Here is a 12996-nt window from a genome sequence, read left to right on the forward strand (position 1 = left end):
GCGCTGCAACAATCCTGCCCTGCCGCCCCATGCGGTGGACACCCGCGGGCAGTATAGGAAGCCGCGCCCAGCGTGCCCGCGCAATGCCCCGGCCCTACACTGGCTTTTTTCGCATGCCCAGGAGTTTGCGATGGTCCCTGCCACCTCTGCCGCTTTGCAAGGCGTCTGTTTGGCGCTTGTCCTGGCCGCCAGCGCGGCGCAGGCGCAGCCGGCCGCGCCGGCCCTCTGGGTGAATGCGCTGGGCATGCCCTTCGTGCGCATCGCGCCAGGCAGCTTCCGCATGGGCAGCAGCGAGCCCGTCGACGCGTTGGCCCGTGCCTACCCGACGCTGGAGCGCTGGCGGTTTGAGCAGTTGGCCGACGAGGCGCCCGCCCATACCGTGCGCATCACGCGCGCCTTCTACCTGGGGCAGACGGAGGTCACGGTGGGGCAATTCCGCCGCTTCGTGCAGACCTCCGGCTACGTGCCCGAGTCCGAGGCCGACGGCACGGGCGGCTACGGCTACAACCCGGCCTACGACCCCGCCGCCAGCGCGCGCGGCGACGCATTCGAGGGGCGCGACCCGCGCTATTCCTGGCGCAACCCCGGCTTCGCCCAGGGCGACGACCACCCGGTGGTCAACATCACCTGGCACGACGCGCATGCGCTGGCCGCCTGGCTCAGCGCCACCGAGGGCCACCGCTACCGCCTGCCCACCGAGGCGGAGTGGGAATACGCCTGCCGCGCTGGCACGCGCACGCGCTACCCGCATGGCGACGACCCGGCCGCGCTGGCGCGCCACGCGAACGTGTTCGGCGAGGATGCCGCGCCCTACTGGCCGCGCTGGCGGCCCCAGGCCGCGCCGGGGCATGACGGGCATGCGTTCACCGCGCCCGTGGGCCGCTACGCGCCCAACGCCTTCGGCGTGCATGACATGCTGGGCAACGTGTGGGAATGGGTGTCGGACTGGTATGCCGAGGAGGGCTATGCACACTCCCCGCGGGACGATCCGCAGGGCCCGGCCACCGGCCAGGTACGCGTGCGCCGCGGCGGTTCCTGGCACACCTGGCCGCTGTACGCGCGCTGTGGGTTCCGCAACTGGAACACGCCCCAGACGCGCTACACCCTGGTGGGCCTGCGCCTGGTGCGCGAGATCGACCCGCCGCAATCGCCACGGCCACGCGGCGCGCGGCGGTGATCAGAGCGCGGCCACGGCGGCGCGCAGTTCCGACTCGCCCAGGATCTCGGAGAACACCACCGGCGCCTTGCCCGGCGCATGCAGCACATACACCGGCACGCCGCTGCGGCCGAGCTCAGCCAGCGCGGCGGTGATGGCGGGGTCGCGCCGCGTCCAGTCGGCACGCAGCAGGGCCACGTTCTTCGTTGCAAAGTCCTGCAGCACCGCAGCGCTGGCCAGCGTGGTGTTCTTGTTGTACTGGCAGGTCACGCACCAGGCGGCCGTGTAGTCCACGAACACCGGGCGGCCCTGGGCCACCAGCTCGTCGGCCAGGCCAGGGCGCCAGGACTGCCAGGATGTCACGCCGGCCACGCCGCTGGGGGCCGAGGCCGCGGCCATGGGTGCGCTTTCCAGTTCAATGATCTTTGGGCCCCAAAGCCATACCAGCCAAGCGCAAGCAGCTATTGAGAGAGGAGCGAGAACAGCCCGCGTGGCCCCGCGCAGCGTGAGCGCCCACACGGCCATGCTGAGCGCCACCAGCAGCGCCAGCAGCGCCGCCGCGCCGTTGATGCCGCTTTGCTGGCCCAACACCCACACCAGCCACACCACGGTGGCGAACATCGGGAACGCCAGCAGGCGGCGCAGCGTGTCCATCCACGCGCCCGGCCGCGGCAGGGCGCGCGCAAACGCGGGCAGCCAGCTGGCCAGCAGGTAGGGCAGGGCCAGGCCCAGGCCCAGCGCCGCGAAGATCGACAGTGCCTGCCCCGCGGGCAGCGTGGCCGTGAGGCCCAGCGATGCGCCCATGAACGGCGCCGTGCACGGCGAGGCCACGGCCACGGCGAGCACGCCGGTCAGGAAGGCATCCAGCACGGGGTGGCGCGCCTGCAGGCCCGCCAGCGACGAGGGCAGCATGCGCCCGAACTCGAAAACGCCCGCCAGGTTCAATCCGATCAACGTGAACAGCGCGGCCAGCGACGCCACCACCGCCGGTGACTGCAGCTGAAAGCCCCAGCCCACGGCCTCGCCCGCGGAGCGCAGGCCCAGCATCAGCGCGCCCAGCAGCAGGAACGACAGCACCACGCCCGCGGTGTAGGCCAGCCCGCCGATGCGGTGGGCGCGCTGGTTCTGCGCATGGCGCGCAAAGCCCACCACCTTGATTGCCAGCACCGGGAACACGCAGGGCATGAGGTTCAGGATCAGCCCGCCCAGCAGCGCGCCGGCCAGCGCGGCCAGCCAGGTGCCCAGCGGCGCGGGTGTCGCAGCGGCGGGGGCCGCGGGCGCGGCGGCATTGGCGGCGTTGGCTTTCAGCGCGGCCTCCAGCGCGGGCGACATGCCCTTCAGTGCCGCCACGGCGGGCCAGCCGCCCGGCACGGGCAGCTCGGCACGCCAGCCCTGGCCGCCATGGGCCAGCACCACCGGCATCGGCACGGGCCCGTCGCTGCGCTGGGGCGACAGCGGCAGGCGCGCCGTCCACACCGCGCCGTCCCACTGCTGCGCGGGCGTGGCGGCGGTCTCCACCACGCCTGTGGTCTCGGGGAACACCTCCAGCGTCTGGCCCTGCAGCGCCGGGGGCAGGCCGGCCACGCGCAGCAGCACGGTGTCGCCCTCGACCTGCGCGCTGCTGCCGCCTAGAGCCGGCAGATCGCGCGGGTGGGCCGCGGCGGCGGCATCGAACGCGGCGGCATGCAACGCCGTCGTACCGCGCAAGGGCAATTGCAGCGTGAAGCTGCCCTCCTCGGGGATGCACTCCTGGCGGCACACCAGCCAAGAGGCCTTGAGCTGGAAGGTCGCTTCCTTGGCCAGCGGGCCGGGGTTGAATGCTGGGGAGACAGTCATGGGCACGGGCAACAGCACCGTGCCCTCGTAGCCGTAGTTGGCCAGGTTGCCCAGCGGAATCTTCTTGGGCACGGGCCAGGCGACCTCGCCCGCGTCGATGCCCGCCGGCAGCTGCCACTCCAGTTGCGTGGGCAGGCCGGAGTCGCCCGGGTTCTTCCAGTAGGTGTGCCACTCGGGCTGGTGCGTGATCGACAGGCCCAGCCACAGCGGCTTGCCCGGGCCCACACCGTCGGGTGCCTGGGCCACCAGCTCGGCGCGCACATGCGGCGTGACGACGCTGCTGCTGCCCGCGGCGGCGGTTGTCTTGAGCTGAATTTGGCCGATGGCGACCGTGGATACAGCGCAAGCAGCTATGAAAAAAAGAGTGTGCAGGGAGCGCTGCAAGGGGCGAAGGCAGGACATGGCGCAGGGTGGGAGCAACTGGGGCGGGGTTTGGTTCCTTGGGGGCTGGCGTTCAGGCGCCCAAGCCCAGCACCACGCGGCGCGACATGGCGCCCTTTTTCTCGATCTTGGTGACCACCACGGCGCCGATCTCGCCGGTGCGCGCCACATGCGTGCCGCCGCAGGGCTGCAGGTCGATCTGTGCGGCGTCGCCGTCGCAGGCGCCGCCCACGCGCACCGTGCGCACCGTGCCGGTGCCGCGCGGGGGCTGCACACTCATGCTCTTGACGAGCTGCGGGTTGGCGTCCAGTGCCGCGTCGCTGATCGCGCCGATGGTCACCGCATGGTCTTGCGCCACCAGGCGCGCGATGGCGGCGGTGAGCGCGTCCTTGTCCAGCGCACCGTCCATGTGGAAGTCCAGGCGCGCGTAGTCGGGCGTGATCGAGCAGCCGTTCACCGGCTGCGCGACGATGTGGCACAGCAGGTGCGTGGTGGTGTGAAAGCGCATCAGCCGGTGGCGGCGCTCCCAGTCGATGCGCGCCGTGACCGCGTCGCCCACCGCCAGTCCCAGCGCCTGGCCCGGCGCGGGCACATGCACGATGTCCGCGGTGGGCCGCCCCTCGGCGTCCTTGCCCTTGCGCGTGTCGGCGATGGCCAGTGCCGTGCCATCGGGGCGCAGCAGCACGCCGGCATCGCCGGCCTGGCCGCCGCCCAGCGGGTAGAACACGGTGCGGTCCAGCACCACGCCACCTTCGGGCGTGAGGGCGGTGACGGTGGCGCTGCATTCGCGCAGGTAGCTGTCGGCGCGGAAAAGGTCGTGGGTCATGGTGGGCAATGGTAGAGCGTCCGCCCAGGAGTGCGCGGACAGGCTCTAAGATGGCCCGCATGCGATATCCCTCCCGCTTTTGGGCCGATCTGTCCGCCCGCGACTTTGCCCAGGCGCAGGCCTCGGGCCTGGCCGCGCAGACCGTGGCGGTGCTGCCCGTGGCCGCCGTCGAGCAGCATGGGCCGCACCTGCCGCTGTCGGTCGATGCCACGCTGCTGGCCGGCGTGATCGACGCTGCGCTGCCCTTGCTGCCCGCCGATCTGCCCGTGCTGCTGCTGCCGGCGCAGAACGTGGGCCTGTCCACCGAGCACCTGTCCTACCCCGGCACGCTCACGCTGTCGCCCGCCACGCTGATCGCGCTGTGGACCGAGCTGGGCGCCTGCATCGCGCGCGCGGGGGTGAAGAAGCTCCTGCTGCTCAACGGCCACGGGGGCAACGTGGCGGCCATGGACATCGTGGCGCGCGAGCTGCGCCAGCGCCACGGGTTGCTGGTGTACGGCAGCAGCTGGTTCAACCTGGTGGACGAGGCCAACAACGCACGTTTTGCTGCGCAGGAGCACCGCTTCGGCATCCACGGCGGTGAGATCGAGACGTCCATGATGCTGCACCTGGCGCCCGCCACCGTGCGCATGGAGCATGCGCAGCATTTCCCCTCGACCTCGCAGGACCGCGCGGCGCGCTACGGGCTGCTGGGCAACGGCAAGAGCGCCAAGATGGGCTGGGCCATCGAGGACTACAACCCCGCCGGCGCCGTTGGCAATGCCGCGGCCGCCACTGCCACCCAGGGCCAGGCCATGGTGCAGGCTGCCGCAAGGGGGCTGGCCCAGTTGCTGGGCGAGCTGCATGCGCTGCCGCCCGAGACGGTGGCAAAAATTTAAGCAAAAATCGGCTCTAGCGCTTTTCCATCAAGCGCTAACAGCTCGCTTTTCAATAGCAAACGTTCTCAGGCGTGCGTTGCCCAGCCGCGGTGTTCGGGCGTGTCCAGGTGCGGCAGCGTGTTGAAGGTCTGCAGCATCAGGCGTTTGGGGCTGATGCTGAACTCCGTGACCGCGCTGTTGCGGATGCGCATGTTCAGCGCGATCGTGACCTCGGGCGGGGTGCAGAGCACCTCGCCCACGGCGGCGGCGATGGGCCCGCCGCTGGAGACCAGCAGCACGTTGTGTCCCGTGTGCTGGCGCCGTACATGGTCCAGCGCCGCGCGCACCCCGCCAGAGAAATCGTCCCAGCAGGGCATGCCCGCCGGGCTGATGGTGCCCGCCATCCACTGCGCCATGGCATCGCACAGCAGGCGAAAGTGCTGCTTGTACAGCTCGGGCGTGTCGGGGCGCGGCAACGGCATGGGGTGCACGCAGTGGATCAGTGCATGGCTGTCGTATTCGTTGAGTCCCGGCATCAGCAGGGGCTCGGGCGTGCCCTCCAGCCCTTGCTGGATGCCTTGCAGCGTCTGCGCATGGCGCCGCAGCGTGCCGCACAGCACCGCATCGAACTGCAGCCCGCGCTCGCGCCAGTACGCGCCCAGGCGCACCGCCTGCTCATGGCCGCGCGGGCTGAGCTGGTCATAGTCGTCCGCGCCAAACGAGGCCTGGCCGTGGCGCACGAGGTAGAGGGTTCCCATGGTCTGGAATTGTGGCGAGGCCGCAGCCGCGCGCTTGTCGCGGCTGCGACCGGCGGCGCGCTAGGCTGCAAGCGCCGCCCGCGCCTGCGCCGCCGTGGGCAGCAGGCGGCGCTGCTGCAACTGGCCGAACCATTTGCGGAACATGTCCTCGGTGTCCATGCACGCATGAAAGCCCGCCTGGCGGATCTTCACCGAACTCATGATCACCGGCGGCAGCGGGGCGGCCCTGCCGTGGTTCATCTGGAAGTCGGCGTACGCTGCGCCCTGGCCGATGAAGGCGGTCAGATCGCGCGGCGCCGCCAGCTGGTACTTGTCCACCAGGCGTTCCCACGCGGGCTGCTGGTCGGCCAGCGCGGTGGCCAGCGACTGGGGCTCGGGTTCGCCCACGGGCATGCCCAGCGCGTCGGCAATGGTGGGCCAGACGTTCTGCCAGACGAACACGTCGCCGTTTTCCAGGTTGAAGGTTTCGTTGCGTGCGTTGGGCGACTCGGCAGCCCAGGCGCAGGCCTGGGCGATCAGGTCGGCGTCGATGGCTTGGTTCACGCGCGCCGGGCCGCCGGGGTAGGCCAGGAGCAGGCCCTGTTCATGGCGCAGCCAGGCATAGACGCCGATGGCCGGGATGGGGTTCATGTTGCTGCCCGCCGCGTCGCCGAACACGATGCGCGGGCGCATGATGGTGAAGTGCCACGGGCCCTTGGCCTGGCGCTCGCGCAGGAAGTCCTCCTGCAGCCAGTAGAAGTTCTCGTGGGGGTCGCGCGGCCAGCGTTCGCGTGCGGGCACGGCGATCTGCGGGTGGATGTGCACGCCGTAGGCCTTGCCGCCCTGCATGATGGTCACATGGCGCAGCGCACCGCCCGGGCGGTCCAGCGGCTCGACCACGTTGCGCAGCATTTGCAGGTTGATGCGCATCTGCTCCTGGTCGCGCCAACCGCCCACGAGGCCCCCGGGCTGCTCGTACACGGCGGCATAGACCACATGGGTGATGTCGTCCCGTGCGCCCAGCGCAGCCTGGCAGGCCGCCGCGTCCTGCAGGTCCAGCTGCAGCGCGGTGGCGCCCGCGGGCAGGGCGATGGCGCGGCGCGCCACGCCCACGGCGCGCCAGCCGGGCAGGGCGGCGAAGTGGCGCAGGCAGGCCTGGCCCACGACGCCGGTGGCGCCCACGACGAGTACGGTGTTCGTCATTTCTTCACCATGGGGCACTTGGACTGCGACAGTGGCAGGAAGGCCTTGTCGCCGGGCACCGTGGCCACGAGCTTGTAGTAGTCCCACGGGTACTTGGACTCGGCCTGCGACTTGACCTCGAACAGGTACATGTCATGCACCATGCGGCCGTCCTCGCGGATGCGGCCGTTCTTGGCGAAGAAGTCGTTGATGGGCGTGGCCTTCATCTTGGCCATGACCTGGGCCGTGTCGTCGGTCTTGGCGGCCTGCACGGCCTTCAGGTAATGCATGGTCGATGAATAGGCGCCCGCCTGGCTCATGTTGGGCATCTTCTTCATCTTCTCGAAGTAGCGCTTGGACCAGGCGCGCGTCTCGTCGTTCATGTCCCAGTAGAAGCCCTCGGTCAGCATCAGGCCGCCGGCGGTGCGCAGGCCGATGGCGTGGATGTCGTTGATGTACATGAGCAGGCCGGCCAGGGTCTGTTTGTTCTTGCCCGTGGTCAGGCCGAACTCGCGCGCGGCCTTGATGGTGTTCACCGTATCGCCCCCCGCGTTGGCCAGGCCGACGACCTGGGCCTTGCTGTTCTGCGCGCTGATCAGGAACGAGGCGAAGTCGCTCGCAGCGATCGGGTGGCGGGCCGCGCCCAGCACCTTGCCGCCCTGGGCCGTGACCACGGCGCTGGCCTGCTCCTGCAGGCTGTGGCCGAAGGCGTAGGGCCTGTTCACACTATTTTTGCCAGATGCGTTGCGATCAAAAAGGGCCAGGCGCAAGGCGCCAAACGAAGCTGGGGTGCTACCCCAGCGAGGCTTGGCAACGCCGCGAATGGCCCTTTTTGATCGCAACCCGGAGGGAACGGAGTGAAAACCGCGCCATTCGTCGTTGCCCTCCTAGCCAAGGCCCCGGCCTTGGCGTCGTCACGCGCCTAGATTGGCGCGGTTTTCACGCCATTCGCACTGGCAAAAATAGTGTGAACAGGCCCTAGTCGGCGGTGATGAAGAACCAGTCCTTTCCGCCGCGTGCGGTGATGGCGCTGGCCGTTACGTTGGCCAGGGCGTAGGTGTCGTACACGTAGTGCACGGTGCTGGGCATGCACAGGTCGCCCGTGAGGCGGTCCAGGCCGGGGCCGTTGAAGATGACGACCTTCTGCTTTTGCTTGGCCACCTCCAGCACCGCCAGCGCGGGCGCGGAGACGGCCACGTCCATGATGGCGTCCACCTTGCCGGTATCGAACCACTCGCGCGCCTTGCTGGAGGCGATGTCGGCCTTGTTCTGGTGATCGGCCACCACCAGTTCGATCTTCTTGCCCGCTACCTTGCCGCCGAAGTCGTCGATGGCCATCTGGATGGCGGCGGCGCTGCCGGGGCCGGTGATGTCGGCGAACGGACCGTTCAGATCGGTGAGGATGCCCAGGCGCACCACGTCGTCAGAAATTGCCGTGTCCTGGGCGGTGACGGTGGCCGTGGCGGCCAGCAGGGCAAGGCCCGTGCACAGCGCGCGGCAGGCGCGGGTCAGGGGACGCGGAGTGAGGTGGACGGGGCGGTTCATGGTTGTCTCCTTCGTTGGTGTGTGTTTGGGAATCACAGGGTGGCAATGGGGGTCACGGGCGAGCCCACGGCGCCCGGCAGGCGCAGCGGTGGCGCGGTGAGCAGGAAGCGGGTGCGCCCGAGGGTGTGCAGGTGGTCGGCCAGTTCTTTCAGGTACCACAGCTCGCCCAGCGGCAGGCCCAGCTTGAACAGGCAGTGCTCGTGCAGCGGCAGCACGGGGTAGGGCGCACCGTCCTCGGGAACGCGGCGTGGCGGGTGGCGCTCCACGGCGTAGTTGTCGGCGATCAGCGCGGCGATGCCGCTGTCGGTGATCCACTGCAGCAGCTTTTCGTCGCATCCGTCCAGCGCGGCGCAGCTGTGGTGCAGGCGGTGCGCGTCGGGCTGGCGCTGCATGGACAGCACCAGCTCGGCAAAGCCGGTGCGCAGCAGCAGCATGTCGCCGTGCTCCACGCTGGCGCCGCTGCGCTCCATGGCACGCATGAGTTCGTCGTAGCCGATGTCGCGGAAGTCGGTGCCGTAGGCGCGCTCCAGGTCCACCAGCACGCCGCGCCCCTGCATGCCCTTCACGGCCAGGTGCTCCACGCCCAGCGCGCGGGCCACGCTCTCGTCCGGCGCGCGGCCGGCGCAGCACACGGGCTGGTAACGCGCCGCCGCGCCGTCGCCGTCGCGCGCGGGGATGCCATGGTCCTGCGGACCCAGGATGTGCTCGTGGCCGCGGTAGCCGTTGTAGTACACCGTGCGCGGCTGGCCATCGCCGTCGGGGTCGAACAGCGCGCCCACATGCGCCAGCGAGTCCCATTGCGTGGAGTACTGCAACGACAGCAGCACCTGGTCGTCGCTGACCACGTCGGTGGCGCCGGGGTACACATGGCCCAGCGGAAAGTTGACGTACGGAATGCCTTCGCGCCGCGTGGGGCGCAGTTGGGGCGGCAGGCGGCGCGCGTTCAGCACGTTGCCGCCAGGGTAGTCCAGCGGCAGCGACAGGCACAGGCTGATGCCCTCGCGCACTTCCTGCACGCCCTTGCGCACCTGCTCCGGGCCGATCAGGTTGGTGCGGCCCAACTGGTCGTCGGGCCCGAAGTCACCCCAGTTGGAGCCGGCGGGGCGTTGTCTCCATCGCATATTGGTGTCTCCAGCGCCGCGGATGGGTGCGGCTTGGAAGCAATGGTGTTGGCGCAGGCAGGGCTGCGTCAAACACCGCGATGAAAGTTTTGTTGGTTGAAATCACCCGCCGGGAAAACCCTGGCGTTCTCCGGCCGGCCTCGTGCGGCGTGTTTTGCAGGTCGAAACCCGCAGTCACTGCCCCATCAGTACCCGGGCGAACAACGCCGCATCCACATTCCCGCCTGTGAGCGGCAGGCCCACGCACTGGCCGCGCAGGGCTTCCCGCTCCTGCAGCGCGGCAGCCAGTGCCGCTGCGCCCGCGCCCTCGGCCACGTTGTGGGTGTCCGTGAACAGCGCGCGCATGGCGGCGGCCACTGCGTCATCGTTGACCTGCACCACCCGGTCCAGTTCAGGCAGCAGCACGGCCAATGCGTCCGGGTCGGCCATGCGCACCGCCAGGCCGTCGGCGATCTGCGTGCTGACGGGCGACGCCACCACATGGCCCGCGGCGAACGAGTCGGCATAGGTGGTGGCGTGGCAGCTCACCACGCCCACCAGGCGCACTCCATGTCCCAATGCCCGCTTGGCCGCCACGGCAGCGCAGGCGCCGGAACCCAGGCCGATGGGCACATAGGCCACATCCATGTGCGGCACGGCGCGCAGGAATTCCCACCAGTAGGTGGCCACGCCGCGCACCAGGTCGGGGTGGTAGCTGGGCACCATGTGGGCGCCGCGTTCGACGGCCAGTTGCAGGGCGTGCTCGCGGGCGGCCTGGAAGTCGTCGCCGTGCTCCACCAGGTTCACGCCCAGTGCGCGCATGGCCGCGTTCTTCTCCACCGAATTGCCGTGCGGCACGACGATGGTGCAGGCCACGCCATGGCGTCGCGCGGCCCAGCCGATGCTCTGGCCGTGGTTGCCGCGCGTGGCGCTGATGACCTCGTGCGGCAGCTCACCCCGCTGCGCCAGCTGGTCGAAGTACGTCAGGCCGCCGCGGATCTTGAACGCGCCCACCGGGTTGTGGTTCTCGTGCTTGAGCCAGCACTCCGTGCCGAGGCGCTCGCCCAGCAGGCCCCAGCGGTACTGCGGCGTGGGCTGGAACTCCTGGTAGACGGTGCGTGCCGCGGCTTCGATGTCGGCCAGCGTGGGCAGCGGTGCTGCGGCGCGCGTCACAGCCGCACCTCGCCGCGCACGCAGGTGACGGAGTGGCCGCCCACCCAGATCTGCGGGCCGTCCTGCTGCACATGCACGCGCCCGGCGCGGCCCAGCGCCGTACCCTGGCTGGCCACATAGCGGCTGGGCGCCAGGCCCGCGCCGATGAGCCATTGCGCCAGCGCCGCGTTCAGGCTGCCGGTGACGGGGTCTTCCGCCAGACCGTTGTTGCCCGGGAAGAAGGCGCGCACCTCGAACGCGATGCCCTCGGCATCGCTGGCGCCCACCACGCCGACCTTGCCGCGCGGCCCCACCACGCCCACGTCCAGCCCGGCCAGTACCGCGCCGTCGGGCCGCAGTCCGAGTACCTGCTCGGCCGAGCGCAGCATCACGCCGCGCCAGTTGGGGCCGTTGTCGCACCAGGCATGCGCCACGATGTCGTCCCGCGCCACGCCCAGGCCGCGTGCGATGAGCTGCACGTCCTCCTCGGCCAGCGGGCCGCTCTTGACGAGCGGGGGCGCGGCAAAGGCAAGCTGCTCGCCGTCGCGCCGCAGTGTGACCAGCCCCACACCGCATTCCTGCACGATGCGCCCCGTGGCGCGCGGCTGGCCGCCGGCCTGCAGCCAGGCGTGGCAGGTGCCCAGCGTGGGGTGGCCGGCAAAGGGCAGCTCGCGCCCGGGGCAGAAGATGCGCACGCGGTAGTCCGCGCCGGCCGCATGACCCTCGGGCGTCGGCGGCAGCACGAAGGTGGCCTCGGACAGGTTGGTCCAGTTGGTGAACCGCTGCATCTCCTCGGTGGACAGGCCCTCGCCGTCCAGCACCACGGCCAGCGGGTTGCCGCGGTAGGGCGTAGCGGTGAAGACATCGACTTGCTGGAACGGGCGCAGGCGCATGGAACGGCTCCGGTGGTGGTGATAGAGGATGGGGCGGGCATGCGGCGGCGGCACCTGCGCGTGCGCAGGGCTGCAGCCACCTTCCCGCGCGGGAAGGTCAGGGTTTGAAGGGCGTCAGGCCGCTTCGCGGATGGCGGCGGCCAGCGCGGCAATCGCGGTGCGGATCTGGCCCTGCGACGCCGTGACGAAGGACAGGCGCAGCGCGCGGTCGTCCGGCTGGTCGGCGTAGAAGGCCGCGCCGGGCACGAAGGCCACGTTGCGCTCCACCGCGCGCGGCAGCAGTTGCAGCGCGCTCATGCCTTCGGGCAGGCGCAGCCACAGGAACATGCCGCCGTCGGGGCGGTTCCAGGTCACGCCCAGGCCCTGCATCTCCTGCTCCAGCGCGGCCACCATGGCCTGGCACTGCTCCTTGTAGAGCTGGCGGATGGTGGGCACGTGGCGGTCCAGGAAGCCGTTCTTGATGACCTCGGACACCAGGCGCTGGTTGAAGCTGGGCGTGTGCAGGTCGGCCGCCTGCTTGGCCTGCAGCAGCTTGGGGTACATCTGGCGCGGCGCGACGACGTAGCCCAGGCGCAGGCCGGGGGCCAGCACCTTGGAGAACGAACCCATGTAGATGCAGCCCTCGGGGTTGCGCGCCGTCAGGGGTTTGGGGGGCGCCTGGTCAAACCACAGGTCGCCATAGGGGTTGTCTTCCACCAGCGGCAGGTTCAGCGCGGCGGCCTGGGCCACCAGGGCCTCGCGGCGGGCTTCGCTCATGGTGCGGCCCGTGGGGTTCTGGAAGTTGGGCAGCACGTACAGGAAGCGCGCCTTGTCCGCGCCGCTGCCGGCCTTGGCCGCCAGGTCGTCGATCAGCACGCCCTCGCTGTCGCTGGCCACCGACACCACCTGGGGTTCCATGGGCGCGAAGGCCTGCAGCGCGCCCAGGTAGGTGGGCGTTTCCACCAGCACGCGGCTGCCCGCGTCGATGAGCACCTTGCCGATCAGGTCCAGCGCCTGCTGCGATCCGGTGGTGATCAGCACCTGGTCGGGGTGCACGTCCCAGGGCAGGAATGCGGCAATGGCCTCGCGCAGCGGGGTATAGCCCTCACTGGCCGCGTACTGCAGCGCCGATGCGCCGTCGGTGGCCAGCACGGAAGCGGCCGCGGCGGCGAAGGATTCGATCGGGAAGGTCTTGGGCGAGGGCAGCCCGCCGGCCAGGCTGATGATGCCGGGCTTCTCGGTCACCTTCAGGATTTCCCGGATCACCGAGGGGTTCATCTTTTCGGCGCGTGCGGCCAGGGTCCAGTTCGTCATTCGTTTATCTCCAATGGCGCGCTGCTGCGCGCCGTCTA

At 70.3% G+C, this 12996-nt stretch carries 10 protein-coding genes and 2 pseudogenes; 2 read left to right on the top strand and 10 right to left on the bottom strand.

The features are described 5' to 3' along the window. Nucleotides 1–130: 130 nt before the first annotated feature. Nucleotides 131–1177 (top strand): formylglycine-generating enzyme family protein, encoded by a 1047-nt coding sequence (locus I3K84_RS14920; protein WP_196994881.1) that lies wholly within the window; start codon nt 131–133, stop codon nt 1175–1177. On the opposite strand, the gene I3K84_RS14925 is transcribed toward I3K84_RS14920, so the two are convergent. Further along, nucleotides 1178–3394 carry a protein-disulfide reductase DsbD gene (locus I3K84_RS14925; RefSeq protein WP_196994882.1) on the bottom strand — a complete coding sequence of 739 codons (2217 nt, stop codon included), beginning with the start codon at nt 3392–3394 and terminating at the stop codon, nt 1178–1180. Nucleotides 3395–3446: 52 nt separating this feature from the next. Then, a complete protein-coding gene (locus I3K84_RS14930) occupies nt 3447–4199 on the bottom strand; it encodes an alanyl-tRNA editing protein (RefSeq protein WP_011806940.1) in 753 nt (250 codons plus the stop codon). Nucleotides 4200–4249: 50 nt separating this feature from the next. Between I3K84_RS14930 and I3K84_RS14935 the strand changes: the two genes are divergently transcribed. Next, the gene (locus tag I3K84_RS14935; protein ID WP_196994883.1) at nt 4250–5077 is read left to right on the top strand and encodes a creatininase family protein; all 828 of its coding nucleotides are present in this window, start codon (nt 4250–4252) and stop codon (nt 5075–5077) included. Between the two features lie 65 nt (nt 5078–5142). Here I3K84_RS14935 and I3K84_RS14940 read toward each other — a convergent pair whose 3' ends face one another. From I3K84_RS14940 to I3K84_RS14975, 8 genes and pseudogenes are all read right to left on the bottom strand, one after another. Beyond that, entirely contained in the window at nt 5143–5814 is a 672-nt protein-coding gene (locus tag I3K84_RS14940; protein ID WP_011806938.1) for a histidine phosphatase family protein, read from the bottom strand. Nucleotides 5815–5874: 60 nt separating this feature from the next. Next, nucleotides 5875–6996: an SDR family oxidoreductase gene (locus tag I3K84_RS14945; protein WP_196994884.1), complete on the bottom strand. Its 1122-nt coding sequence runs from the start codon at nt 6994–6996 to the stop codon at nt 5875–5877. Continuing rightward, a pseudogene (locus I3K84_RS14950) lies at nt 6993–7688 on the bottom strand (ABC transporter substrate-binding protein); the annotation flags it as partial. The gene I3K84_RS14945 and the pseudogene I3K84_RS14950, both read right to left, overlap by 4 nt. 268 nt (nt 7689–7956) lie before the next feature. Then, nucleotides 7957–8520: pseudogene (locus I3K84_RS14955) on the bottom strand (ABC transporter substrate-binding protein); the annotation flags it as partial. A gap of 32 nt (nt 8521–8552) precedes the next feature. Continuing rightward, nucleotides 8553–9641, bottom strand: coding sequence for a cyclase family protein (locus I3K84_RS14960; RefSeq protein WP_196994885.1), 1089 nt, complete (start codon nt 9639–9641; stop codon nt 8553–8555). A 174-nt stretch (nt 9642–9815) separates the two neighbouring features. Next, on the bottom strand, nt 9816–10793 hold the full coding sequence (locus I3K84_RS14965; protein WP_196994886.1) for a threonine dehydratase: 978 nt from the start codon (nt 10791–10793) through the stop codon (nt 9816–9818). Further along, a complete protein-coding gene (locus I3K84_RS14970; RefSeq protein WP_196994887.1) occupies nt 10790–11665 on the bottom strand; it encodes a PhzF family phenazine biosynthesis protein in 876 nt (291 codons plus the stop codon). The genes I3K84_RS14965 and I3K84_RS14970 overlap by 4 nt, the downstream gene beginning before the upstream one ends. 114 nt (nt 11666–11779) lie before the next feature. After that, nucleotides 11780–12958 (bottom strand): PLP-dependent aminotransferase family protein, encoded by a 1179-nt coding sequence (locus tag I3K84_RS14975; protein ID WP_196994888.1) that lies wholly within the window; start codon nt 12956–12958, stop codon nt 11780–11782. Nucleotides 12959–12996 lie beyond the last annotated feature (38 nt).

It is taken from the genome of Diaphorobacter sp. JS3051, assembly GCF_015832135.1.
GTDB classification, from domain to species: Bacteria; Pseudomonadota; Gammaproteobacteria; order Burkholderiales; family Burkholderiaceae_C; genus Diaphorobacter; species Diaphorobacter nitroreducens.

What these genes read in the sequence shown, in the direction of transcription:
- I3K84_RS14935 (WP_196994883.1), top strand. Translation starts at nt 4,250, where the DNA reads ATGGCCCGCATGCGATATCCCTCCCGCTTTTGGGCCGATCTGTCCGCC.
- I3K84_RS14960 (WP_196994885.1), bottom strand. Translation starts at nt 9,641, where the DNA reads ATGCGATGGAGACAACGCCCCGCCGGCTCCAACTGGGGTGACTTCGGG.
- I3K84_RS14930 (WP_011806940.1), bottom strand. Translation starts at nt 4,199, where the DNA reads ATGACCCACGACCTTTTCCGCGCCGACAGCTACCTGCGCGAATGCAGC.
- I3K84_RS14970 (WP_196994887.1), bottom strand. Translation starts at nt 11,665, where the DNA reads ATGCGCCTGCGCCCGTTCCAGCAAGTCGATGTCTTCACCGCTACGCCC.
- I3K84_RS14920 (WP_196994881.1), top strand. Translation starts at nt 131, where the DNA reads ATGGTCCCTGCCACCTCTGCCGCTTTGCAAGGCGTCTGTTTGGCGCTT.
- I3K84_RS14975 (WP_196994888.1), bottom strand. Translation starts at nt 12,958, where the DNA reads ATGACGAACTGGACCCTGGCCGCACGCGCCGAAAAGATGAACCCCTCG.
- I3K84_RS14945 (WP_196994884.1), bottom strand. Translation starts at nt 6,996, where the DNA reads ATGACGAACACCGTACTCGTCGTGGGCGCCACCGGCGTCGTGGGCCAG.
- I3K84_RS14925 (WP_196994882.1), bottom strand. Translation starts at nt 3,394, where the DNA reads ATGTCCTGCCTTCGCCCCTTGCAGCGCTCCCTGCACACTCTTTTTTTC.
- I3K84_RS14940 (WP_011806938.1), bottom strand. Translation starts at nt 5,814, where the DNA reads ATGGGAACCCTCTACCTCGTGCGCCACGGCCAGGCCTCGTTTGGCGCG.